Source organism: Ureibacillus sp. MALMAid1270 (assembly GCF_049202975.1).
GTDB lineage: Bacteria > Bacillota > Bacilli > Bacillales_A > Planococcaceae > Ureibacillus.
Genome location: NZ_JBMIRP010000095.1, coordinates 103,430 through 129,581 on the forward strand (window position 1 = coordinate 103,430; position 26,152 = coordinate 129,581).

At 34.6% G+C, this 26,152-nt stretch carries 23 protein-coding genes and 1 riboswitch; of the genes, 20 read left to right on the forward strand and 3 right to left on the reverse strand.

Features of this window, described 5'->3' with window-relative positions; translation table 11 throughout:
* The first annotated feature begins 1,268 nt into the window (after positions 1-1,268).
* The 12 genes from ACOQFO_RS14195 (at position 1,269) to ACOQFO_RS14250 (ending at position 14,896) form a co-directional block, all read left to right on the forward strand.
* Positions 1,269-2,000 (forward strand): pseudouridine synthase, encoded by a 732-nt coding sequence (locus ACOQFO_RS14195; protein ID WP_421690318.1) that lies wholly within the window; start codon positions 1,269-1,271, stop codon positions 1,998-2,000.
* Between the two features lie 275 nt (positions 2,001-2,275).
* Positions 2,276-2,809 carry a thiol-disulfide oxidoreductase ResA gene (gene resA / locus ACOQFO_RS14200; protein WP_421690319.1) on the forward strand — a complete coding sequence of 178 codons (534 nt, stop codon included), beginning with the start codon at positions 2,276-2,278 and terminating at the stop codon, positions 2,807-2,809.
* A gap of 11 nt (positions 2,810-2,820) precedes the next feature.
* Positions 2,821-4,479 (forward strand): cytochrome c biogenesis protein ResB, encoded by a 1,659-nt coding sequence (resB, locus tag ACOQFO_RS14205; protein ID WP_421690320.1) that lies wholly within the window; start codon positions 2,821-2,823, stop codon positions 4,477-4,479.
* A gap of 38 nt (positions 4,480-4,517) precedes the next feature.
* On the forward strand, positions 4,518-5,705 hold the full coding sequence (ccsB, locus tag ACOQFO_RS14210) for a c-type cytochrome biogenesis protein CcsB (RefSeq protein ID WP_421690321.1): 1,188 nt from the start codon (positions 4,518-4,520) through the stop codon (positions 5,703-5,705).
* A 212-nt stretch (positions 5,706-5,917) separates the two neighbouring features.
* Positions 5,918-6,634, forward strand: a complete 717-nt coding sequence (locus ACOQFO_RS14215) for a response regulator transcription factor (protein ID WP_421690322.1) — start codon at positions 5,918-5,920, stop codon at positions 6,632-6,634.
* Positions 6,627-8,402 (forward strand): ATP-binding protein, encoded by a 1,776-nt coding sequence (locus ACOQFO_RS14220; RefSeq protein WP_421690323.1) that lies wholly within the window; start codon positions 6,627-6,629, stop codon positions 8,400-8,402. Before ACOQFO_RS14215 ends, ACOQFO_RS14220 begins: the two co-directional genes overlap by 8 nt.
* Positions 8,403-8,659: 257 nt before the next feature.
* Positions 8,660-9,199, forward strand: coding sequence for an RNA polymerase sigma factor SigX (locus tag ACOQFO_RS14225; protein WP_421690324.1), 540 nt, complete (start codon positions 8,660-8,662; stop codon positions 9,197-9,199).
* A complete protein-coding gene (locus tag ACOQFO_RS14230) occupies positions 9,189-10,433 on the forward strand; it encodes a hypothetical protein (RefSeq protein WP_421690325.1) in 1,245 nt (414 codons plus the stop codon). Before ACOQFO_RS14225 ends, ACOQFO_RS14230 begins: the two co-directional genes overlap by 11 nt.
* 408 nt (positions 10,434-10,841) lie before the next feature.
* Positions 10,842-11,015, forward strand: a riboswitch (FMN riboswitch).
* Between the two features lie 267 nt (positions 11,016-11,282).
* Complete coding sequence (locus tag ACOQFO_RS14235) at positions 11,283-11,864, forward strand: ECF transporter S component (protein ID WP_421690326.1); 582 nt, start codon at positions 11,283-11,285, stop codon at positions 11,862-11,864.
* 389 nt (positions 11,865-12,253) lie between these two features.
* Positions 12,254-13,588 (forward strand): type I glutamate--ammonia ligase, encoded by a 1,335-nt coding sequence (gene glnA, locus ACOQFO_RS14240; protein WP_421690327.1) that lies wholly within the window; start codon positions 12,254-12,256, stop codon positions 13,586-13,588.
* A gap of 187 nt (positions 13,589-13,775) precedes the next feature.
* Positions 13,776-14,498 carry a TlpA family protein disulfide reductase gene (locus ACOQFO_RS14245; protein ID WP_421690328.1) on the forward strand — a complete coding sequence of 241 codons (723 nt, stop codon included), beginning with the start codon at positions 13,776-13,778 and terminating at the stop codon, positions 14,496-14,498.
* Between the two features lie 80 nt (positions 14,499-14,578).
* Entirely contained in the window at positions 14,579-14,896 is a 318-nt protein-coding gene (locus tag ACOQFO_RS14250; RefSeq protein ID WP_421690329.1) for a cupin domain-containing protein, read from the forward strand.
* 44 nt (positions 14,897-14,940) lie between these two features.
* On the opposite strand, the gene fabI is transcribed toward ACOQFO_RS14250, so the two are convergent.
* Positions 14,941-15,717, reverse strand: coding sequence for an enoyl-ACP reductase FabI (fabI, locus tag ACOQFO_RS14255; protein ID WP_421690330.1), 777 nt, complete (start codon positions 15,715-15,717; stop codon positions 14,941-14,943).
* Between the two features lie 123 nt (positions 15,718-15,840).
* Here fabI and ACOQFO_RS14260 point away from each other — a divergent pair, with 123 nt between their 5' ends.
* Entirely contained in the window at positions 15,841-16,521 is a 681-nt protein-coding gene (locus ACOQFO_RS14260; RefSeq protein WP_421690331.1) for a DUF1129 family protein, read from the forward strand.
* 187 nt (positions 16,522-16,708) lie between these two features.
* Here the strand turns inward: ACOQFO_RS14260 and ACOQFO_RS14265 are convergent, their stop codons facing one another.
* Complete coding sequence (locus tag ACOQFO_RS14265) at positions 16,709-16,957, reverse strand: ferredoxin (protein WP_421690332.1); 249 nt, start codon at positions 16,955-16,957, stop codon at positions 16,709-16,711.
* 104 nt (positions 16,958-17,061) lie between these two features.
* Between ACOQFO_RS14265 and ACOQFO_RS14270 the strand changes: the two genes are divergently transcribed.
* The 5 genes from ACOQFO_RS14270 to ACOQFO_RS14290 all read left to right on the forward strand — a co-directional run bounded on the left by ACOQFO_RS14270 (position 17,062) and on the right by ACOQFO_RS14290 (position 22,213).
* The gene (locus ACOQFO_RS14270; RefSeq protein ID WP_421690333.1) at positions 17,062-18,099 is read left to right on the forward strand and encodes a helix-turn-helix domain-containing protein; all 1,038 of its coding nucleotides are present in this window, start codon (positions 17,062-17,064) and stop codon (positions 18,097-18,099) included.
* Positions 18,096-19,547 (forward strand): RecQ family ATP-dependent DNA helicase, encoded by a 1,452-nt coding sequence (locus tag ACOQFO_RS14275; protein WP_421690334.1) that lies wholly within the window; start codon positions 18,096-18,098, stop codon positions 19,545-19,547. Before ACOQFO_RS14270 ends, ACOQFO_RS14275 begins: the two co-directional genes overlap by 4 nt.
* Before the next feature lie 115 nt (positions 19,548-19,662).
* Positions 19,663-20,247 (forward strand): LysM peptidoglycan-binding domain-containing protein, encoded by a 585-nt coding sequence (locus ACOQFO_RS14280; RefSeq protein ID WP_421690335.1) that lies wholly within the window; start codon positions 19,663-19,665, stop codon positions 20,245-20,247.
* Between the two features lie 135 nt (positions 20,248-20,382).
* Complete coding sequence (locus ACOQFO_RS14285) at positions 20,383-21,138, forward strand: metallophosphoesterase (RefSeq protein WP_421690336.1); 756 nt, start codon at positions 20,383-20,385, stop codon at positions 21,136-21,138.
* Between the two features lie 106 nt (positions 21,139-21,244).
* Entirely contained in the window at positions 21,245-22,213 is a 969-nt protein-coding gene (locus tag ACOQFO_RS14290) for a YpdA family putative bacillithiol disulfide reductase (RefSeq protein ID WP_421690337.1), read from the forward strand.
* A gap of 1,258 nt (positions 22,214-23,471) precedes the next feature.
* Here ACOQFO_RS14290 and ACOQFO_RS14295 read toward each other — a convergent pair.
* Positions 23,472-24,443 carry an asparaginase gene (locus ACOQFO_RS14295; RefSeq protein WP_421690338.1) on the reverse strand — a complete coding sequence of 324 codons (972 nt, stop codon included), beginning with the start codon at positions 24,441-24,443 and terminating at the stop codon, positions 23,472-23,474.
* A gap of 90 nt (positions 24,444-24,533) precedes the next feature.
* On the opposite strand from ACOQFO_RS14295, the gene prsW reads away from it, so the two are divergent.
* Together prsW and sleB are read left to right on the forward strand one after the other, a co-directional pair.
* The gene (gene prsW / locus ACOQFO_RS14300; RefSeq protein WP_421690339.1) at positions 24,534-25,211 is read left to right on the forward strand and encodes a glutamic-type intramembrane protease PrsW; all 678 of its coding nucleotides are present in this window, start codon (positions 24,534-24,536) and stop codon (positions 25,209-25,211) included.
* Between the two features lie 117 nt (positions 25,212-25,328).
* On the forward strand, positions 25,329-26,141 hold the full coding sequence (sleB, locus tag ACOQFO_RS14305; protein WP_421690441.1) for a spore cortex-lytic enzyme: 813 nt from the start codon (positions 25,329-25,331) through the stop codon (positions 26,139-26,141).
* Positions 26,142-26,152: the final 11 nt, after the last annotated feature.

Below are 26,152 nucleotides of genomic sequence, written 5' to 3' on the forward strand. Positions count from 1 at the left end.
GTTTAGTTGAGGGGCGGAGGAAATGCGGTAGAACGGTGGATTATGGGAGATTTGTGTTAGGGAAGCCGGTGGAAATGTTTCGATAAGGTGGGTAATGGGACATTTGAGCGCGGAAACCAGAGTTACGTGACAAAAAAATAGGAGTCACCGGAAAAGTGTCACGGAAACCAGTGTTGTTTCGTGACAGAAATTCAGAAATCAGCGGAGAAGTGTCAAAATAAAGCCGTTATTTAGACAAAAAATATGAATTCATTTACAAAGTGTCAAAATAAAGCCGTTATTTAGACAGAAAATATGAATTCACATCCAAAGTGTCAAAATAAAGCCGGTATTTAGACAAAAAATATGAATTCAAATCCAAAGTGTCAAAATAAAGCGGTTATTTAGACAGAAATTATGAATTCACATCCAAAGTGTCAAAATAAAGCCGGTATTTAGACAGAAATTATGAATTCATTTACAAAGTGTCAAAATAAAGCCGGTATTTAGACAAAAAATATGAATTCACATCCAAAGTGTCAAAATAAAGCCGTTATTTAGACAAAAAATATGAATTCAAATCCAAAGTGTCAAAATAAAGCCGTTATTTAGACAGGAATTATGAATTCAAATCTAAAGTGTCAAAATAAAGCCGGTATTTAGACAGAAATTATGAATTCACATCTAAAGTGTCAAAATAAAGCCGGTATTTAGACAAAAAATATGAATTCACATCCAAAGTGTCAAAATAAAGCGGTCATTTAGACAGAAAATATGAAAGTCAGTTAGAAATGCCCCAAAAATAGGTTATGAAATATTTGAACACAGTAAGCCGGTGGAAATGTCCGAATAGCATAGGTTATGGGACATTTCATCAAGTAAATCCTGCCAAAATGTCCTAGAAAAACATAGATTACAGACATCTCACCATTAAAAACCGCACAAAATGTCTCGCAAGAAACAGAAACCCTAACTAACATCCGCTAACTAGCAACAAAGCACTATAAATCACATTTGTAAACAGCTGAATGAATAATTTCCCTATAAGTGGAAAACGATAAGAATACTTAGTGACAAAAAGCTGTTTTCCTTTTATATTGGACGAAAATATGACATAATTTTCAACAGATTCTAAAATGCAATCGATGCGGGTATGTATGAATCGAATCAAAGAATACTCGCCAAAAACATTGTGAATTGTCGTGAATGCAAAATCGCATCAATTCATCAACATTAACCGCTTTGTATTCAATTTACTTAGCATTTTAAATAGACGGAGTGAACTAGAAATGGAAAGATTACAAAAAGTGATTGCTTATGCAGGTGTTGCTTCAAGGCGCAAGGCCGAAGAACTCATATTAGAAGGTAAAGTGAAAGTAAATGGTAAAGTTGTAAAGGAATTGGGAACCAAAGTATCTAATTCTGACGTTATAGAAGTTAATGGCGTAAAACTTGAAAAAGAGGACAAAGTTTATTATCTCCTTTATAAACCAAGAGGAGTAATTTCTGCAGTTACAGATGACAAAGGTCGAAAAACTGTAACGGATCTATTTAAGAATGTCCATGAACGAATTTTCCCAGTAGGACGTCTCGATTATGATACGACTGGACTATTATTAATGACGAATGATGGCGAATTTGCTTACCAAATGACTCATCCGAAGTTCAAAATTGATAAGACTTATATTGCACGTGTTAAAGGTGTTCCAACGATTGAAGGATTAAAGAAGCTACAGAGAGGTATTAAGTTGGAAGACGGTAAAACAGCACCTGCAAAAGTGAGTATGACGTCATTTGATGAAAAAGCTGGTAAAGCGATTTGTGAAATCACGATTCACGAAGGTCGTAATCGTCAAGTAAGACGTATGTTCGAAGCTATTGGTACACCTGTTGTAAAACTAAAACGTGAAAGATTTGCATTTTTAGATTTAACAGGTCTAAATCCTGGTGAGTATCGCCAACTTACGAAACATGAAGTTAAGCTTCTTCGTGTATTAGCTGAGACAGGAAAAATTGATTAACACTAGTCTCGTAGTGAAAAGTTCAAAAATCATTCATAATAGGTCAAAGTACTATATTGGATATTTGTTATAATATAGGTGATTTGTTTACTTTATTCAGTAAATTTCACCTTACATAATTCAAGTAATGGCAAATGAACTGAATAAGTGAACCTGCCTAAGAAAATGCAATGCTATTGTCTACGACTCAAAAATGAGATGAATCATAAAGTGAATCATCGTGACAATCGCAAAAACAACAAGATAAATGAGATAGATGGGGAGGTTGACACTCATTGGATAAAAAAAGAAAGCGCTCTATTGTACGTGGAATTATTCTGGTTTTACTAGTAGTAGCCTTTGGTTATACAATTTATAGTTCATTTACGAAAGATAAAGTAGAGGTATTACAAAATGGTGATCAAGCACCTGATTTTCAATTAGTTGGATTAGATGGAAAAACGTATCGTCTATCTGATTTTAAAGGCGAAGGCGTTTTCTTAAATTTCTGGGGAACTTGGTGTGAGCCATGTAAGAGAGAAATGCCTGCTATGGATCGTCAATATGACGTCTACAAAGATCAAGGTGTTAATCTACTAACGATTAATATTGCACAATCAGAATTTGAAGTTGAAAGTTTCCTTAGAGATCTTGGTGTAGACTTTCCAACTGCTATTGATACAACAAAAGATGTAATGACTACTTACAATATCGTACCTTTACCGACAACAATTCTTATTAGTCCAGAAGGTAAAGTAAAAGATATTATTACTGGTGAAATGAGTGAAGCGGATATCGTTTCATATATGGAGTCAATTAAGCCAGAATAGGAGTTCAAATGATGGAAAAAATAGTTTGTGTTTGTGGTCATGAAAACCCGACTGGTACAAAAATTTGTGCGAATTGTGGTAGACCATTAACTGAAGAAGCAAAATCACAAAAAGTGTTAGACATGAAGTATGATGGTTCTGCTATCAGATCGAAAACATTTAACAAATCAATTGTCGATAAAGTATGGAACTTTTTCTCTAGCGTAAAAGTAGGGGTATCTTTAATCATTATTACTTTAGTAGTAGCTTCCATCGGTACAATTTTCCCGCAAGAATTTTATGTTTCTGCAGGTACGGATACTGAGAGAGCACTTTACTATGAAACGAATTATGGTTCAATCGGGACGCTTTACTATAATTTAGGATTAGCAGATCTCTATTCCACTTGGTGGTTCCAAGTACTTGTAGGAATGCTCGGTATTTCAATTATTGTGGCAAGTATTGACCGTGGTTTCCCACTACACAAATCATTAACGAAACAACGCGTTAAACGTCATGAAAGTTTTATGAAACGTCAAAGAGTAATTGCTGAAGGTACAATTACAGAAGGTGATTCTACAAAAACATTAGCTCAGGTTGAAGAAAAACTTAAAAAACTTAAATATAAAGTTCGTCGAGATGGGTCAGCTTTACTTGCGGAGAAGGGAAGATTTGCCCGTTACGGTCCATACATAAATCATTTAGGTTTAATTATTTTCTTAGTTGGAGTTATGCTTCACCAACTACCTGGAATGTATGTGGATGATTCTATGTGGATTCGCGAAGGAGAAACGCGTGCAATACCAGGTATGGATGGATACTTTTTAAAGAGTGAAAAGTTTATTTTCGAAACACATGATAATGAACCAACAACTGCTCAAATCCAACAAGGTGTAAATGCGGTTGCAAAAAATTACCAAACGGATGTCATCCTGTATAAAAAATCTGAAGATGCATTACCAGGTCAAACTGATAATTTAGAAGTGGTAAAAGAATATTCCATTCGAGTAAACCACCCATTACAGCATGAAGGCTTTTCAGTGTATCAAATGGATTTCCGTTTGAACGAATTAAAAGAAATGACATTTGCTTTAACGAATAAAGAGACAAGTGAATCATTAGGGGAAATTACGATCGATTTAAGAAACCCTAAAAAAGAATACATCATTAATGAAACAACAAAAGTTGAATTGAAAAAATATTTCCCGGATTTCTCTGGATTTAACGATAAAGGTGAGCCACAAACTTTATCTCCAAACCCAAATAACCCAGCATTTATTTTTAACATGATTACACCTGACCATCCAGATGGAGAAATAAGCTTTGTAGCCATTCAGCAAACTGTAGAGCCAACTGGTAACAATGAATACAAAATGGCATTTACTGGCGTAGATACGGTGAATATGTCAGGGTTAACAATCCGTAAAGATAACACAATACCGCTATTAGTCGTAGGTGCATTTATCTTCTTATTAGGTGTTACAATTGGATCGTACTGGAATCACCGAAGAATATGGGTTGAGCAATTAGAGGGCGGTCGTATTCGTTTAGCTGCTCATACAAACAAAAACTGGTTCGGCATTAAAAAAGAACTCGATGCAGTAACTGCTCATGCTCATTTACCACAATATATCGACCAGTTAGACGATGAAAAAGATAAAGAAGATCATGAAATAGAAGATGAAAAATAAGACTAGTTTGAATTTAAAAGGGATGGTGACCACACCGTATGAGTTTAATTGATTTAAGTGGTAATTTATTAGAAATTGCATTTATAGCCTACTTAGTTGCAACGTTATTAATTGGAGGTTCGATTAAGAGTTCAAAACCAGATGGTGCTACTAATCGTGCAAATAAATGGGGATACCTTGCAATTGTCGTAACAATCATTGGTTTCCTAGCACATTTAGGATACTTTATTACTCGTTGGATTCATTCTGGGCATGCACCAGTAAGTAACATGTTCGAATTTACAACAGCATTTGGTATGTTCCTAGTTGGGGCATTCATTTTAATGTTCTTTATGTATCGTGTAACAGCACTTGGCTTAGCTGCTTTACCGATTGCTTTATTAATCATTGGTTGGGCAGGAATGTTCCCACAAGATGTAACACCGCTTGTTCCATCTTTACAAAGCCATTGGTTAACAATCCACGTTATTACAGCAGCACTAGGACAATCGATTCTAGCAATTAGTGCAGTTGCAGGTTTAATTTATTTATTAAAAGTTGTTGATAGTAAGAAAAAAGGTAAAGAACGTTTTTGGCTTGAAGCCGTTCTATTTTTCTTAGTAGCTATATTAGGTAATATTGTCGTTTCCGGTGCATTCAATATTGCTGGATATGAAGCGGAATATTCATACATCGATAAGAACGGAATGGAACAAAAAATTTCATATAATGTTCCTGCAATTTTCGGTATGAATGAATCTACTACTTTAACGGATGGAGCTATGGATCCGTTAATTGAAGTACCAGCATTTATTCACGCGTTAAAATTAACGATAGTAGTATGGTCGTTAATAGGTGGTACGGTAATCTATTTGTTAATACGTCTTATTACAAGAAGACGTATTATTGAATTGCTTAATCCTCTAGTTAAGAAAGTAAATTTACAATTGTTTGATGAAATCGGATATCGTTCTGTTCTAATCGGTTTCCCTGTATTCTCACTAGGTGCACTTGTCTTTGCAATGATTTGGGCACAAGAAGCTTGGGGCCGATTCTGGGGGTGGGATCCAAAAGAAGTATGGGCTCTTATTACGTGGCTATTCTATGCGGCATTCCTTCACCTACGTTTATCTAAAGGTTGGGAAGGCAACAAAAGTGCTTGGCTTGCATTAATTGGTTTTGCAATTATAATCTTTAACTTAGTTGTAGTTAACTTAGTAATAGCAGGCTTACACTCTTACGCTTAATATCTTATTTATAGATTGAATAGAAAGTTCTTCTTGTTTTAGGAGAGCTTTCTTTCTATTTAACATTTACATAGATATTATTAATTAAGTAGTATGGCACTATTGAAATAGCATTTAAATACTGACAAAATGACTGTTTCGCTTTATAATCTTTTCATTTTTTTGCATAAATAGTACAATAATAGTAGAGAAGAATGAGAGGGGTAAAACCTATGTCTGAAAATATTTCTATATTAGTCGTAGACGATGAGGATAGAATTCGTCGTTTGTTAAAAATGTATCTAGAGCGAGAAGGATATGAAGTAGATGAAGCTGAAAATGGCGAAGTTGCTCTCTCAAAAGCATTTGAGAAAGAATACAGTTGTATTTTATTAGATATTATGATGCCAGAGAAAGATGGACTTCAAGTCTGTCAGGAACTGCGTGAAAAGAAAGTTACACCAATCATTTTACTAACTGCAAAAGGTGAAGAAGCAAACCGCGTACAAGGATTTGAGCTAGGTGCAGACGATTATATCGTTAAACCATTCAGTCCTCGTGAAGTTGTATTACGTGTTAAAGCAATTCTACGTCGCTCTACAGCATTCTCACCTGTATCAAATACATCTGCTTCAAAGGATTTAGTAGTATTTCCACATTTAACAATTGATCACGATGCACACCGTGTAACTGCAGATGGAACAGAAGTGAACCTTACACCTAAAGAATATGAGTTACTATACTTTTTAGCAAAATCTCCAGACAAAGTATTTGACCGTGAGCAATTACTAAAAGAAGTTTGGCACTATGATTTCTTTGGAGATTTACGTACTGTAGATACTCATGTAAAACGTTTACGTGAAAAACTTAACCGTGTCTCTGAAAATGCTGCAAAAATGATTGTCACTGTTTGGGGCGTTGGCTACAAGTTTGAGGTAGTCAATGACTAGAATATGGAATAGTATCGTCGGGAAGCTATGGGCAACCATATTGCTTCTCGTTTCATTTGTATTGTTCATTTTCACGGTATTAATTTTAGAGTTCTTTGATAACTATCACAAAGAACAAGCAAAGACATCTATTAGTAATACAGCTGCTACAATCGCAAATATAGTCAATAACTACGATGTGGATACTATTTTAGATGATATAATTGATGATTTATTGAATCAAGACACTAATGCTTTTATTGCAACGAATCCTAACGAAGTTACTTCTTCTTTCCAAACAGGATTAAATAAAGAAGAGATTCAGGAGAGCATATTAGAAAATGAGGCATTTAGAAAAGTTTTTGAAACAGACGAGCAAGTGATTAATGAAATGATTCTTCCTTCACAAAAAGAGTCAAACAAACTTGAATCGTATGTTGTGTTAGGTTACCCGTTAAAAAGTGAAACTGAAATGCACGGGGCCATCTTTATTTTCCAAAACCCCGAGTCTATTCACAAGACGACCAACCAAACAACAAAAATTGTCTTTTTATCCGCAGCTATTGCCTTCTTGTTAACAACCTTCTTTGCATTTTTCTTATCCAGTAAAATTACATTGCCTCTCAGAAAAATGCGAGAACATGCTTTTGAATTAGCAAAAGGGAAATTTGATAGTCAGTTACCATCTACTCAGAACGATGAAATTGGTCAACTTGCGGTAGCCTTTAACCAGATGGGGCGTCAGCTAAAACATCACCTTGAAGTAATCAATCAAGAGAAAGAACAATTAGCGAGTATTCTAACTTCTATGACGGATGCGGTAATTACTTTTAATCGAGATCGAACGATTTTAGTAAGCAATCCACCTGCTGAAAAATTACTGCAAAAATGGTATTTGAAGAAAGATGAAAATAACGTCAGTCCGATACCTGCAGAAATTTATCATATGTTAGATCATGTACTCGACTTTGAAGATAAAATAGAAGAAGAATTAGATATTAATGGTTCTAGCTATAGTTTAACAATAAGTCCTCTGAAAAATAACGGGCAGTCTATTCGTGGTGCAGTTGCCGTAATTCGAGATATGACAGAGCAAAAGAAATTAGAAAAATTACGTTCTGATTTTATTGCTAATGTATCTCACGAACTACGTACTCCAATTGCAATGTTACAAGGGTATTCAGAAGCGATTATTGATGATGTAGTTGGAAATGAGGAAGAGCGCAATGAAATGATTCGAATAATTTATGATGAATCACAACGAATGGGTCGTCTCGTATCCGATTTGTTAGACTTAGCGCGGATGGAATCAGGTAATATTACGTTATTTAAAGAAAACATGCCAATTGTTCATGTCATAGAGCGTATTACACAAAAATTTGCTCAAGTTGCAAAAGAAAAGCATGTCCACTTAGAATTTGCTACTGGTCTGTCAGAGGATCTACATGTAAGTTTAGATGAAGACCGTATTGAGCAAGTGTTAACGAACTTAATTGATAATGCAATACGTCATACTCCTGATGGTGGAAGTGTAACGGTTTCACTTGAAGTTGAACTGTCGTATGCTAAAGTGAAAGTATCAGATACAGGTGAAGGGATTCCTCAAGAGGATCTACCATTCGTTTTTGAACGTTTTTATAAGGCAGACAAAGCAAGAACAAGGTCAAAAGGTGGTACAGGTTTAGGTCTAGCCATTGCAAGAAACATCGTAGAAGCGCATAAAGGAAATATTAAGGTTGAAAGTGTTGTCGGTGAAGGTACGACATTTACTTTTTATTTACCATTATAAGGTTATAGTTTACAATAGCAGGGAATGCCTTTTCCCTGCTTTTTATATAAATAAGTAAGGAAGCTAGGCTGACGATTTCGGTGATCGACTTAAGTTCTTAATCGGCTTTTTATCATTGGGTCTTCTACATACCATGATCACACATAAGTGTTTAAATATGGCGAGATGGGAATATGCTTTTTTATAAAAAATTAAACATAAGCCGAAACTTTTAAATGTTTGAAACGACAAATTTAGTAGAATGGGAGTTGTTATGGATGAAAGAATCCATTTTCCATCGTTTATATGATACTTATCATCAAGACGTCTTTCAGTTTCTAATTTATTTAGTGAAAAATCGTTCTGTTGCTGAGGATTTATCACACGAAGTATATGTGAGAGTATTAAAGTCTTATGATCGTTTCGAAGGAAAAAGCTCTGAAAAAACATGGCTTTTTGCCATCGCAAAAAATGTAGCAATCGATTATTTTCGTAAAAATACAGTGAGGGCTGCACGTACGTTCGATGCCTTTGATTGGGAAACAAACCAATTAGTGTCCCCGACAAAATCACCAGAGTCATTCGTCGAGTTAAACGATGAATTGAGAGAATTACTAGAAGCATTAGAAAAATGTACAGGTGACCAAAAAATGGTCGTAATTATGCGCTATCTTCAGGAGCTATCCATTGCAGAAACAGCTGAGATTTTAAATTGGACAGAAGGTAAAGTAAAAACAACACAGCATCGAGCGATTAAACACTTACGGGAAATTTTGACGAAAGAAACTGATAAGGAGGCGAAGTCATATGAGTCATAATCAGTGGGATGATGACAAAATAGAAGAACTACTTTCAACTGTTCCAAAAGTAAAAGATACTCGAACAAAAGATGAAATCCTGCAACGACTAAAAGACGATGGTGTTTTTGATGAAGAGCCTTCAGAAACGAAAGAACCTATAATAACAATCAAGAAAAAGCGTAACAAATGGATTCCTCCTTTCATAACAGTGGCTGCCATTGCTTTAATTGCACTTATGATTCCTTCGCTAATGAACCGGATGAATAGTGGAGGTGAGCAATACTCACTCACTACTACGGAAAAAGCGGAAGATTCAGCTAGTTTGAATGCTATTTCTAGTGAAATGGCGGAAAGTGAATCAGCTCAAGATACGAGGGAATTCGGAATAATGGCTGAGGACTCAGCTTCAAGTTTAAGAACTTCCGTTTATCCTGAAGATTTAGAAGGATACACGGTTTTTCATATAGGTTTAGCCAGTGATCAAGCAGACAGTGTTCCTTTCACGATTTTAATACCGAATGAACAAGTAATGGAAGACTTAGGAAAACCAGACCCAACTGAAGTTGAGCTTTATAACTATTATGCTCCTATTTTAGATGAAGCTGCGATCGGATTCCAAGATTATCATCCATACAAAGGAACGATTTCAGAAGATGGAGATCAGGTGATTCATACACTTCCAGCTGGTCATGGTTACGATATGGCTACTGCTACGATGGGTGTATATACAGGTTCTTTAATTGATACTTTTAAAGCTTATGAGGAAGTAGTATTTTTAAATGAAAATGGAACACCAGTCGAATTTGATCAAGAAGGTGAACCGAGCAAACCGTTGAAGCTACATTCTGAATTCACACAATTTAATTATTTTAAATTTACTCAGGATAATGGGTCAGAATATTTATCTACTAATGGACGAAGATCTTTTACTACTGTTGAAGAAGCTCTTGAAAGTATGAAAGTGGAAGATAATGGTGTTTATCAAACCGTTATTTTGCCAGGAGTAGATTATTCTGTATCTGTAAATGGAAAAACAGTAGTTATTAAGTTTGCATCTGAGCTAGATTTAGAAAGTTTTAATCCTGTCGATGCAATGCAAATGATAGAAGGAATTTTATTAACTGCTGCTAGTTTCGACATGGAAGTAAAATTTGAAAATGTTATTCAATCTAACTGGGGAGGATTTGATTTTACAAATCCGCTACCAACCCCAGTTGGACCAAATAAACTACCATTGTTAATCAATAAATAGCATTGCTGAAATAGAACTCGTGTACTTGAAGGTGCGCGGGTTCCTTTTCATGTTTGTAAAGATGGGAAATAAATACACAAAGCTAGAGGGGGAATTGAAATTTGACCAATAATGGGATGTTAATGGACAATTTGACATTAAATGGGAATTGTAATGTCCATAAACAAGGTGATAATGGACAAAGTGAATGAAAAAGGCAATCGGAATGTCCATAAACAAATCGATAATAACTAAATAAATGAAATCAACCTCATAACTGCTCATTATTACAGAATTAATGTAATTAATAATGCCTCCCTAAAAGTAACCCTAAACCATACCATTCTAAAAGTCTCGAATTCAAACAAGTATCTTTACAGATGCCTATATACGAGCTATAATGAAATCGTAATAAAAAATTAAATATTGATTCATCTTCGGGGCAGGGTGAAATTCCCGATCGGCGGTAATAGAGGTTTACAATTCTGACCATTCACTTGGAGGAATATGTAACATAACTTCTTAAGCCCGCGAGCTTAATTTTGAGCAGGATTTGGTGTGATTCCAAAGCCGACAGTATAGTCTGGATGGGAGAAGATGAAGGTACGGCCGTCTTTCGTTTGCAAAATGAAAGAAAACTGTATGTTTTAGTATTGTTGTATAGTAATAGTACAACCATACTTATTTAAGTGTATCTAAAACTTTATTTAGAACGCTTATTAAACATGCTTTTTTCTCGAATAGACGTTTATTTAACTATACCTATTCTCCCTTATGCTTCCATTGCATAAGGGTTTTTCATTTTAGGAAACGAAACAAAGGCTGTCCTTTCTTCTTGCGAGTTGAATCAGCAAAGAGGAGAGATTCGTAATGCGTCGTCAAAACTTAAAGTTACGATCATACGTAACAATTGGGATGTTAAGCAGTATTGCCTTTTTACTAATGATTATTAAATTCCCACTACCATGGTTCCCAGTGTTTTTACAAATTGATTTTAGTGACGTGCCACCTTTAGTTGCAGCAATCACTATGGGACCTATTGCTGGTATTCTAGTGGAATTCTTTAAAAACTTACTAGACTGGATTTTCTCAGGTGCACCAACAGGAGTGCCAGTAGGACATATGGCAAATTTTGCAACAGGAATTCTATTTATCTTACCTGTTTACTACATCTATCAAAAATTCACTTCCGTAAAAGGGTTAACAGTTGGTTTAATCGTCGGTACAATAACTATGTCGTTAGGAATGAGCATATTAAACTATTTTGCATTTCTTCCTATGTACGCATCATTACTTGGATGGGAATTTAACATGTACGAAACAGTCGTACTAGGAATTTTACCATTCAACGTTATTAAAGGAATTTTGTTAATGTTCGTTGCAATCGTATTATTCCGAACAATGAAAACTTGGATTGAAAATCAACGCTCTCAATATTTAATTCAAAAATAAACCTGAAAAAAATTCATTTATATAAATTAACGGTCGATCCACATATGGATTGGCCTTTTCTATTTGTAAAGAAAAACCGTGATGTTCGTATCAAAAAGTAGAACACTGTTATTGATTTGTGTAAGGATAATTAACATAAACGCTAGACGCGAAGTGAAAAATAGGTAAATATCCCTGTTTAACTCATCGACTTTTGATATAATAAATATCTAAAATTCATATGTTATATTTTATAACATAGTATTGATTACAAACATAACATGTAATAAAATGATGTTAAGTAAGAAAGGAAATGTAACAAATACAAATTTTGATTTATTGTTACATTCAAAAAAACCTTTCTTAATACTTAAATAATTAGTTCATAAATATTAGGGAGAGTGAATTAAATGGGGAAATACACTAAAGAAGATATTAAAAGAATTGTAACGGAAGAAGGAGTTAAATTTATTCGTCTTCAATTTACAGATATTCTTGGTACAATTAAAAATGTTGAAATTCCTTTAAGCCAACTTGATAAAGCTCTTGATAATAAAATGATGTTTGATGGTTCTTCAATTGAAGGTTTTGTTCGTATTGAAGAGTCAGATATGTACTTAAAACCAGATTTAGACACATTTGTAATTTTCCCTTGGACAGCTGAAAAAGGGAAAGTAGCTCGTTTAATCTGTGATGTTACAAATCCTGACGGAACTCCATTTGCTGGGGACCCACGTTCTAATTTAAAACGTGTTCTTAAACAAATGGAAGAGCTAGGATTCACAAGCTTTAACTTAGGGCCAGAACCAGAGTTCTTCTTATTCAAATTAAATGAAAAAGGCGAACCTACGATGGATCTAAATGATGCTGGTGGTTACTTCGACTTAGCTCCAACTGACTTAGGTGAAAACTGCCGTCGTGATATCGTTTTAGAGCTTGAAGAAATGGGCTTTGAAATTGAAGCTTCACACCACGAAGTAGCGCCAGGTCAACACGAGATTGACTTTAAATACGCTAATGCAGTAGATGCGTGTGATAATATCCAAACGTTTAAACTAGTAGTAAAAACAATTGCACGTAAACATGGTTTACATGCTACATTCATGCCAAAACCATTATTCGGAGTAAATGGATCTGGTATGCATGCTAACTTATCATTATTCAGTGGCGATAAAAACGTATTCTTTGATGAAAGTGCCCCATTACAATTATCTGAAACAGCTCGTCAATTCATGGCAGGTATTATGAAACATGCTCGTGGATTTACAGCTGTAACAAATCCATTAGTTAACTCTTACAAACGTTTAGTACCTGGTTATGAAGCACCATGTTATATCGCTTGGTCAGCTCGCAACCGTTCGCCATTAATCCGAATTCCAGCTTCTCGTGGATTATCAACTCGTATTGAATTACGTTCAGTGGATCCATCAGCGAATCCATATTTAGCAATGGCAGTTCTTTTAGAAGCAGGTCTTGACGGTATTCGAAATGGCTTAACTCCACCTGAAGCTGTTGATCGCAATATCTACATTATGAGCCCAGCAGAATTAAAAGAAAATGGAATTGAAAGTTTACCAGGTTCATTAGCTGAAGCACTTGTGGAATTAGAAAATGATGAAGTGATTAAAGCTGCTTTAGGTGAACATATCTACGAAAACTTTAAAGAAGCAAAAGAAATTGAATTCGATCAATTCCGTATTACAGTTCACCCATGGGAACGTGAACAATACATGCAAATGTATTAATAGTTTGTTTAAAGATGCTAGGGTTTAACTCTAGCATTTTTTTATAGATTGATATATTCAAAGGGTTGTCTTGAAAGTTAAAACTCAAGGCAATCTTTTTCTATTTGTATTTTCATGATGAAAAAATTAAAACATATATTGATAAAGATTGAATAATAGTTTTCGCTAAGTTAAAGGGGTGAATGGTGTGCGGAAAAATTGGTTGAGTTACTCCATATTGGTGGTTATTGTTTGTGTCATTGTATGGACAATCTATTCGAATTTATTTCAATCAAAACTTACAATCGATAAATCTATGCCTATAGGAAGTTATGATATTGAGCTTGCGGAACCTGACGAAACTGAAATAGATGAAGGGGACGAATCCGAGGAAGTAGTAAGCGATAAACATGAGGAAGCTGAACATGATCATGAAGATTCTATATTAGATACACACTCAGAAAACGAAAACCACGACCACTCCCATGATATAAATACAACAGAAGTAGTGGATGTATCAAACCCGGCACCACAATTTGTTACAAAGACATTAGATGGTAAGCAAGTTCAACTTTCAGATTACTTAGGTAAAAAAGTGATATTAAACTTTTGGACAACTTGGTGTCCTCCATGCCAAGAAGAAGTTCCGGAGTTACAAAAGTTTTACGAGACATCAGCCTCACAACATGATGTCGTATTGTTAGGATTAAATATTACCTATGATGATCTTGGAATAGATGTTATCCATGATTTTCGAGAATATTACGGAATCACATATCCCATTTTGTTAGATGAGACACGTGAAATTACAGATAGTTATGAAATATTAACAATTCCAACAACCTATATCATTGATGAAAATGGAAACCTCGAAAAGCAAATCATAGGTCCACTTACAAGTGAAATGTTAGACGAAATATTAGAAGATTAATAGAGAAACATAGGAGTCATCTCCTGATAACCTGATATAGGTTGCGGTATACTATATGTAGCGAGATGGAGGTTGAAAATATGGAGATTATTGAAACACCCTATATCCTTGGTGAGAAGAATAAAAAAGCTGGAAAAGTTTTTACGCAAGATCAATTTGATGTAATGAATATACAGTTAAAAACAGGGGAAGAGATACCTGCCCATCATTCGGATCGTGATGTGATTATTATTGTTAGAAATGGAATTGTAGCTTTCACTGTAGAAGAAAAAACTGTGGAGTTAACAAATGAGCAACTTTTATATATAAAACCATTTGAAAAACATAGTATAGTTGCTAAAGAAGATGCGGATATTATTGTAATGAAAATAAAAAATGAATCACTGAATGATCAATAGATACAATAAATAAAGCACCTTACGAATTGTAAGGTGCTCATATTTTATCCCATAATATTGTATCCAGAGTCTACATAAATAACTTCTCCAGTTACACCGCTTGAAAGGTTACTTAACATAACCATTGTCATGTTCGCAACTTCTTCAGATGTTACATTCCGTTTTAATGGAGATTTTTCTTCAATTTGATGTAAGATTGTATTGAAGCTTGGAACACCTTTTGCTGCTAAAGTACGAATTGCTCCAGCTGAAATTGCGTTTACACGAATTCCTTCAGCACCTAAATCGTAAGCTAAATAACGTGTTGAAGCTTCAAGTGCAGCTTTCGCAACACCCATTACGTTATAACCGTCTAGCACTCGTTCAGCACCTAAATATGTCATCGTTACGATTGATCCGCCTTCTGTCATATAAGGACGAGCAGCTTTTGCAACAGCAATTAAAGAATAAGCGCTTGTATCTTGCGCAAATGCATAACCATCACGAGTTGTTTCAACGAAACGATTGTGTAAATCTTCAGCATTAGCAAATGCAACAGAGTGAACTAAACCATGAATAACTCCGTATTTTTCACCAATTTCAGTGAATGCTTTTGCAATACTTTCATCGCTGTTTACATCACATTCTACAACGTCTGTATTATAATCTGTGTAATTTGCTAACACTTTTTCAATTTTACCTTTTGAACGTTCCTTACGATAAGTAAAAATAACGTTTGCTCCAACTTCAAGAAGACTTTTTGCAACTCCCCAAGCAATGCTTCGTTCGTTTGCAACTCCCATTACGACTATGTTTTTATCTTTTAATTGTAAAACGTCCATTTAATTCGGCCCCTTTATCAACAAAGTAATATCAGTTATTAGTACCAACTACTAAAAAGAATTTTAACAGTAAATCCTGTAAATATCAATACAATAATAGTATCTTAATAATAGAGGTGAGGAATGATGAAGTTAACGGTTAAACAGTTAATTGAACAAAATAACGAAAAACGAAAATTGTTAACGTCAGAAAATGTAGCTTATTATGATGATTTACTTGTTTATATAAGAATGAATAAATTCAAGGATGAGAGGGCAACTGAGATTGTATTACTCAATTTATTAGATGAAATATTGGAGGCGCAAAAGGAAGGAAAGTGTGCAAAAGAACTTTTTGGCACATCTCCAAAGGGATATGCTGATAAAATCATTGAATCACTACCAAAAGAAAGTAAGAGAAGTATTATTGAATTTGGTCTAGAGATCTTATTTACGTTATTTGGTTGGTATCTAGTTGTTTGGGGAATTTGGCCGATGATCAATCAAGAAAATCAAACGGTTTACATAGGATCTCTAACTGTTTCGGCGTTATTATTAATAGCTAGCTTACTATTATTAGTCTTATTAGTTTTTAAAGTAATAAAAAATCAAGCATTTTCTGATCAAAAGAAAAAGACAACGGCTACTTGGGTTTTAGGGTTACTAATTGGAATTCTGTTTGTAGTTGGAATCATGAGTAATTTCTTGCTTCAACCTTTTGGCCCTGCTATGAAAATGACATATTACACTCCGTTCGGACTAGGGTGTTTTTTATTACTAGCAAGTTACGTGTTGAAGAAATCGCGTGAAAACAGAGTTGAGTAGTAGAGGTTAATGATATGGTGGGTTTCGTGACAAAAGGTTTCGGTGTTGCTCTTGGGTTTCACGAAAAGGGGATTTGCGTGACATAAAATACCAGGATTACCCAAAAACGTCACGAAACCACTATCAAATATGAAAACGCTCGGTAATCTAAGCAAATAAAAAAGGACATGTCTACCATGTCCTACAATTATTCAAACTTTAATGGGTCTCCATCAAATGACTCGTCTGCAACTTTAATAGAATCTGTTGGACAGCCTTCAAATGCATCTTGCATATCTTCTAGTAGATCCTCTGGAACTTCTGTAGTCCCCATGTTATCATCTAAAATAACGAAGGCAATACCTTCATCGTCATAATCATAAATATCAGGGGCAGCTGCACCGCAAGCGCCACAAGCTATACATGTATCTTTATCTACAATTGTAAATTTTGGCATCTCTTTCTCTCCTTTTTACGCTAGCTACAAATGAGCTTCTTTATCATTCTAAAACGGTTTTATTGACTTTTCAACATAATACTACAATTTTGGAGGGTATGTTTTTGATATTTCAAACTTTAGTCTTAAATTTACTCCGCCTATTTAATGGAGAACGGACCGTTTCAGCTGCCTACCATTTGTTACGTGGGAAGCGTTCAGGACAAACCATTCAAGACGTTGGAATCTTTCATTTGCATGATTATTTTGGTATTCTACCAAAACTTCATAGAAAACAATTTGATGATCAAATTCAACAATTGTGTGAACTTCAATACATAACCATTTTACCTGATAATGGCTACGAGATCACTGAACCAGGATTTCGAGCTTTAGAACAACCACTTCTATCTTTTGATGGTTGGCATTATCGAGGGAACGAACATATCTATTTTGCGCGACTTTCATTAATTGTGCAAACATTATCTCATCAGAGTGTGGGAGAAATGAAATTTACACCCATTCAACAAAATGAAATTGTTCAACAATGGGTAAAAAACTTTTTAAGAACACATCAATACCAAAGCGGACATCTGCAACAAAAATTATTGGATGAAATCATAGAAAGTTTAGATTCGTTATCAATAGAGGAACGTGATAAAGCTATTGTTATGAAAAGATTAAGTGGTATAAGTATTCCAGGTTTTACTTGGCAACAAATTAGCATACAAGAAAATTTATCTGAAATGGATGTTCAATTACTTTATATCGCCACGTTACATCAGTGGTTAAATGAAATAACCTTCAATGAAATAAAATATCCAATTCTTTCTCATATAGCAGAACAAGTTCGTATTGAAGTGACATTAACGGACTCTGCCTACCAAACAGCTCATCTGTTCAAAAAGGGTTATTCAATTGAGGAAATAAGTATTATTCGAAAATTAAAGATCAGTACAATCGAAGATCATATTGTGGAATTGGCGTTGAATGATCGAAAATTTCCATATCATAAATTCGTAACCGAAGAGGATATACAGAACACACTAAGGGCAATAGAAGACTATCAAACGAAAAAACTGAAAGTGTTGCACGAAGTTGTGCCGAATTTATCATATTTTCAATTACGTCTTGTTTTAGCTAGAGGTGACTCAAATTCATGAATTTAGAAGATGTATTATATCAACATTTTGGCTACCGCTCATTTCGTCCTGGCCAAAAAGAAGTAATCGAACAACTGATGCAAGGGAAAGATGTCATCGCTTTATTACCGACAGGAATGGGGAAATCTCTATGTTATCAACTACCTGGTTATTTATTAAATGGCCCGGTACTTGTTATTTCTCCGTTACTATCATTAATGCAAGACCAAGTTACCCAAATGAAGCAGCTTGGTGAAAAGCGTGTAGTTGGTCTAAACTCATTTTTGACTATGGAACAAAAACAGTATGCTCTAAAGTTTTTGGATCAATATCGGTTTATATTTATTTCTCCAGAAATGTTATTACAAAAGCAAGTTAGTGAGAGATTAAAAAGGGTACCACTTTCTTTAATTGTCGTGGATGAGGCACATTGTATCTCGCAGTGGGGATTTGATTTTAGACCTGATTATTTACGAATCGGAGAACTTTTCTCTCATGAAAATAGACCACCTATTCTTGCTTTATCTGCCACTGCTACTAGTAAAGTATTAGGTGATATTCAAACATATTTAAAAATGGACGACCCATATCAGTACATTCACTCAGTAGACCGACCAAATATCCATCTAGCTAGAAAAGTATTTCAGCAAAAGGACGAAAAGGTAGAGTGGATTATCCAGCATGTATTAGAAACAGAAGGTCCAGGAATTATTTATACACAGTCCCGAACAAAAGCTGAAGACATTAGTAATCGATTAAATCAGGCTGGACTATCTGCAGCGAGTTATCATGCTGGAAAAGAATCTGTTGATCGACAATTTATTCAACAGCAATTTATAGGAGGCCAGGTAAAGTGGATTGTTGCAACCAATGCTTTTGGAATGGGTGTGCACAAAGATGATGTGCGTCAAATAATTCATCATTCATTACCTTCTAACATAGCGAACTATATGCAAGAGATTGGTAGAGCTGGTAGGGATGGTAGGGATGCTTTAGCGATTTTGTTGTATGAAGAAGGAGACGAAAATTTCACGAAAATATTGGCAACGGATGAATTGCCAACGGAGCATCATATTGCACTCTATGAAAATGATAAAATTCAAGGTAGAAATCCTAGCGATATGGTACAAAATGGAGAAATCTCTGAAACTGCATTTCGTGTACTAGATTATTGGATGAATCAACTTTCAAGTGAAAATGTTAAGCAGTTGTTACATAAAATGCGAATTGAAAAAATCATTGAAGTAGATGAGATGATGAAAATTGTCCGTACGAATGACTGTATGAGAGAAGTACTTGTCCGCTATTTTGGACAAACTCTTAAATCTCGACCGCAAAATTGCTGTGAATGTTGTGGTATTGAAATGAAAGAGATTTTAGAGCCTAGAAAAATAGATGAATTTACCACACAATTTGACTCATGGAAAAATAGAATTGAGCACATATTAATTGGGAATAAAGAAAAATAGTGAAACTTTTTCATCTAAAAATCGACATAATCTATGAAAATGATAATTGGAAGCATTTACTTTTATCTTATATTTCGTCATAATATGATACAGTAAGTGTCGGAGGTGGTAAAAAATGAGTAAAGAGGATTATAGAGAGAAAATAGAAGAGCATCGTCAATCTATTGAAATCGAAAAACCTAACTCCAGACAGTCACGCTCACGTGTTGCGAAAAATAAAAAGCCAAGACGTAGAGACCCTTTAATGACAATTTTAACTGTTATATTTATTTTCATTCCATTAGTTATTTTAGTGTATGTATGGGGATTCTATAAGCCAACAACACCAAGTCAAGCACAAACTAAAGAAGAAGAATCTCTTGAATATGAAAAAAATGATAAGATAGAAGATGAAGAGACAATAATTGATGAACCAGTATTAATAGATGATACGGTAGATGAAAATAAAGAGGAAGATGACGAGTCTGAAGTAGAAGAATCTAAAGACAATCAAACAAGCGAAGAAGATACTACTTATGAAAAACCGAGTTCTGGACAAGTTCAGGATGAAGAATCAAAAGGTAACAAACATGTAGTTAAAACTGGTGATACATTATTTAGTATTGCAAATGCTAACAACACAACAGTTGATGCTATTATGGAAGCGAATGGTCTTCAAACACCTGATATTCAAGTAGGTCAACAATTAATTATTCCATAATTAGGGAAAATGATTTTCTTTTTAATAGTAAATGAAGTACAATATTCTTCATATACTAAGTTGGATTTTCGATTTGAAAGACGACGGTTTAGTTAAACTAGATCGTCTTTTTCTTTTTGAAAGGGGGAGAGCTTCTTGATTTATATCGCATTATTTGGTATTTGTTGCTGTATTATCATCATGCTATATATGGTAAAGGAAGCTTTTGAAAATAACGTTCTATATCATGAAGTTCAGTTACGTGGAAAAGGAAAACAAGAGAATTTTACGTTGTTTTTTATTTCTGATATACACGTGCGTAAAGTGAATGAAAAAATGATAAAGAATATTTCAAATAAAGTGGATGCGGTAATCATTGGTGGAGATTTCGCAGATAAACGCACTCCCATATATCGAATTTATAACAACATAAAAGTTTTAAAATCATTAGGTCCAATTTATTTTGTTTGGGGAAATAATGACCGAGAAGTTGGGGAAAGTCGACTTCGAAAAATTTTTGAGGAAACCGGTGTTCAAATTATTGAGAATGAATCGGTTTTATTGAATGAAAATGTGCGGCTAGCTGGAGTTGATTTTTCAGCAAAAAATATAGTTCCGTATGATCAGACCTTTAAATATTGTACTGATAAAGATGTAATTATTTTTATTGCCCACAATCCGCAAGTATTTCCGAAAGTACTAAAACAGCAACGTGTTGATTTACTAATGGGTGGTCATTTACATGGTGGACAGATTCGATTTGGACCTTTTGGAATTCATCCTCCTGGTTCATTTTCAATAGTTGACGGCATAGCGACTTTAATAAGTAATGGTTATGGAACGACTTTATTACCATTGCGTTTTGGTGCAAAACCACAATGTCACATTATTGAAGTAAAGTTTACAGTTTAACTAAATGAAAATGGGTAGGTTGAATTGTGAAATTTTCATGAACTATCAGCGGAATAAAATATTACTCGTTATAATAGAAGTAGGTTTGTTTTAAGGAGATGTCATTATGCAAAAGATTGATGCAATTATTGTAGGAGGAGGACCATGTGGTATATCCGCTGCTATTGAATTGCAAAATATTGGGTTACAACCAGTGATTATTGAAAAGGGAAACGTCGTCAATGCACTTTATAATTATCCAACACACCAAACGTTTTTTAGTACAAGTGAAAAATTAGCAATTGGTGACGTACCATTTATTATAGAAGAACGTAAACCGCGTAGAAATCAAGCGCTTGTCTATTATCGAGAAGTAGTAAAAATGAAAAACCTACAAGTGAATCGCTTTGAAAAAGTGGAAAGTGTATCGAAACTTGAGGATGGCCTGTTTTTAGTGAAAACAGACAAGGAGGAATATGTAACACCATACGTCGTAGTGGCAACAGGATATTACGATCAGCCAAATTATATGAATATTCCGGGAGAGAATTTAGATAAAGTATACCACTACTTCAAAGAGGCACATCCATTCTTTGACACGGACGTACTTGTAATTGGTGGTAAGAATTCTGCAGTCGACGCCGCTTTGGAATTACAAAAGGCTGGGGCACGTGTAACTGTATCATATAGAGGAAGTCACTATTCTCCAAGTGTGAAACCGTGGATTCTACCAGAGTTTGAAGCATTAGTTCGAACAGGTGAAATTGAAATGTTGTTCAATAGCCAAGTACGCGAAATTCGTGAGAACGAAGTAGTATTGACGGTAGATGGAAATGAAAAAGTAATTAAAAATGATTTTGTATTTGCAATGACAGGTTACCATCCAGATCATCAATTTATTCGAGCTATGGGTGTTGGAATCGACAATGAAACAGGTCGTCCTACATATGATCCAGAAACGATGGAAACAAATATAGAAAATTTATTTATCGCAGGGGTTTTAGCTGCTGGTAACAATGCCAATGAAATCTTTATCGAAAACGGTAAATTCCATGGCGGATTAATTGCGAATTGTATAGTAAATAAGAAGAAGTAAAGCGGCGCGGATTATGCGCCGCTTTTGTTTTGTAATAGCGGTGTAAAAATTTAATACCGGTATGACCGAGGAAGTGTATGTACCCGAATGCAATTACTGATGAGTGTGTTCATGGCCCGATGAAAGTGTCAAGGGAATTCGGTTTTGAGTGACATTATTTTGGTTTACTTCTTCAAACTGTCACGGAAACTCTGGTTGCGTGACAGAATGATGGAATTACTTCTGAAAATGCCGCGGAAATCCCGGTTGGTGACTGAATTTTGATTCCCTACTTCAAATTGTCACGTAGATATGCCTTTTATTTTGACATCTTTAATTGGATTCTATGATTTTTGTCTAAATAAGCCCTATATTTAGACAACTTTAATTGGATTCTATGATTTTTGTCTAAATAAGCCCTTTATTTAGACAACATTAATTGGATTCTATGATTTTTGTCTAAATAAGCCCTTTATTTAGACAACATTAATTGGATTCTATGATTTTTGTCTAAATAAGCCCTTTATTTAGACAACTTTAATTGGGTTCTATGATTGTTGTCTAAATAAGCCCTTTATTTAGACAACATTAATTGGATTCTATGATTTTTGTCTAAATAAGCCCTTTATTTAGACAACTTTAATTGGATTCTATGATTGTTGTCTAAATACCCCCTATATTTAGACAACTTTAATTGGGTTCTATGATTTTTGTCTAAATAAGCCCTTTATTTAGACAACATTAATTAGATTCTATGATTTTTGTCTAAATAAGCCCTTTATTTAGACAACATTAATTGGATTTAATGATTTCTGTCTAAATAAGCCTTTTATTTAGACAACTTAAATCGGATTTTATGTTATCTGTCTAAATACCCCCTATATTTAGACAACTTTAATTGGATTCTATGATTTTTGTCTAAATACCCCCTTTATTTAGACAACTTTAATTGGATTCTATGATTTTTGTCTAAATACCCCCTATATTTAGACAACTTTAATTGGATTCTATGATTTTTGTCTAAATAAGCCCTTTATTTAGACAACATTAATCAGATTTAATGATTTCTGTCTAAATAAGCCTTTTATTTAGACTAAATACCCCCTTAATTTTGAAAATTCTCAAGCCCGAATGTTCCCTCAACCTGAGCAAATGGGCCATTTCATCTTAAAACTACATACAAACTGCCTCAACCACAGACACCCCAAGCACAAAAAACCACTTAGCAAACGCTTCTAAGTGGCCATCACGCAAAACCCAACCCCAACCCAACCAATAACTAATTAAAAAACTCCTTCAAATCAACAGGTTTATGCACCTGATTTAATCCGATCAATAATTTTAACCGTGCTTTTTGACCGCTAATTCCTGTGGCGAAAATTACTCCCATATCTTCTAGCATTTTCCCTCCACCAACATACCCATATACAGGCTCAGCAATTCCGTTGAAGCAGCGGGAAACTAAAATCACAGGAATATTTGCATCTAGTAAGCACTTAATCCCTTCTGCAACTTGTGGTGGAACATTTCCTTGTCCTAAACCTTCTAAAACGACACCATCATATTTTAAATGTAGAATGGATTCGAGGATGTCTCCTTCCATTCCAGCATATACTTTCAACATTGCGACTCTTTTTTCTAATGATTGTATGTCCACATATCTTCTTGTTACTGGTGTTTGATGAATATGTACCATTTTTTTCGTAATCAATCCGATTGGTCCATATTGAGGACTTTGGAAAGTATTTACACTAGAAGTTGAAGTTTTTGTAATATTGAAAGCTTGATGGATTTCATCATTCATAACAACAAGTACGCCTTTATTGCGTGCATCTTCACTACTTGCTACACGGATTGCTTCAACTAAATTATAAACTCCATCTGCACCTAGCTCATTGGAAGATCTCATCGCACCTGTTAAAACAATTGGAAAATTGAAATTGGTAGTTAAATCTAAAAAGTATGCAGTCTCTTCTAAAGTATCAGTACCATGTGTAATTACGATACCGTCTACTGGAGATTTCTTTGATGATTCAACTATTAAATTTCTTAACTGTAACATTTCATTTGGTGTTATGTGTGGTGAAGGTAAATGAAATGCTTCTATTTCCGTAATGTTTGCATATTTTTCCAAACTTTTACTTAATCCGAGAATAGGGTTTGAGTCAGAAGGTGATACAGAACCTGTTTCATTATTTATTTGCATTGAAATAGTTCCACCTGTATGTATTAGCAAGATGTTTTTTTTCATTTTTTAAAACTCCCCTTAATTTATATATCACAACAATTTATTAATGTTATAATATTCTAAAGTCGACTTTTTATAAAGGAGCAAATAGACATGTTTATATTATTGTCTGCTGCGATCGCTCCAGGCCTCGCGTTGTTCAGTTATTTCTACCTTCGAAATCAAATGTCAACAGAACCACGTAAGACATTGTTTCAGTCATTCATCTTTGGGGCAATCATCACCTTCCCGATTATGTTTATCCAATATGTATTAAAGGTAGAGGGTGTATTTTCCGATCCATTTTTAGCAAATGTCTTATTCTCAAGTACTATTGAAGAGTTTTTTAAATGGTTAGTATTATTTGTCTTTATATATGGCCATGTTGAATTTGATGATCCATATGATGGGATACTATATGGTGCAAGTATTTCTTTAGGCTTTGCGACTGTTGAAAATGTCCTATATTTAATATCATTTGGGATTGATACTGCTTTTATGAGGGCTATTTTACCTGTAAGTAGTCATGCTTTGTATGGTGTTTTAATGGGCTTCTACTTTGGTAAAAGTAAATTCGCAAAAAATGACAGAGCTACAGAATATTTAATCTTAGCGTTTTTAGCACCTTTAATATTACACCTTACATATAATGCGATATTATCTTTTGAAGATTATTGGGTATATCTTGTAGCGCCATTCATGTTATTTTTATGGTGGCTTGCGTTAAGAAAGGTGAAACAAGCTCACCAACATTTAGTTGAACATTTAATCGAACAAAACAAATACAATTAACGGATCATGAACCATTCATTTGAATTCATGAGCCGTTTTTCTTTTTTTTATTGGAAAACGTATAAAACACTCACTTTTTTACATGCTATGAAAAAGGAGTGAATTAAAGTGAAATATGTGGTAAGAAGCATACTTATTACAATTATTTTAATATTTGGAATTGGAATTGCTTCATCAGTAGATCAAACCAATGAAGTTCATGCATTTTCTGGTCGTATATTAGAACGCGGATCATCGGGAGATGACGTCATTGAATTACAAGCGAGATTACAATGGTTAGGCTATTACAAAGGAAAAATAGATGGAATTTTTGGATATGGAACTTACTGGGCACTACGTAATTTCCAACAACAATGGGGATTAGACATCGATGGTATTTTAGGACCAAAATCGCGAGCTGCTCTAGTACGTGCTAGTAAATTTAATAAAGATTGGGTGCATAAACAAATCACGCAAGGCAATCAGTTTACTCATTATGGTAATTTACCGCTAGAACAACAAACAAAAGCTGGTTCAGGGTCAAACGGAGGCAAAGGACAAAACAATGCAACTACTGTTCAATTGCCACCTAAATATTCTGAACGGGATTTACAGTTAATGGCAAATGCTGTGTACGGTGAAGCTCGTGGTGAACCTTATGAAGGTCAAGTCGCGGTTGCAGCTGTTATTTTAAATCGCCTTGAATCACCTGATTTTCCAAATACAATCTCGGAAATCATTTTCCAACCAGGTGCTTTTACAGCTGTTGCAGATGGACAAATTTGGTTAACGCCAAATGAAAAAGCAAAACAAGCCGTTCTAGATGCAATGAATGGATGGGACCCATCAGAAAATGCACTATATTATTTCAACCCAGTTACAGCAACAAGTAAATGGATATGGACAAGGCCGCAGATTAAGCAAATAGGTGAACATATTTTCTGCTATTAAAGGAGGGGACA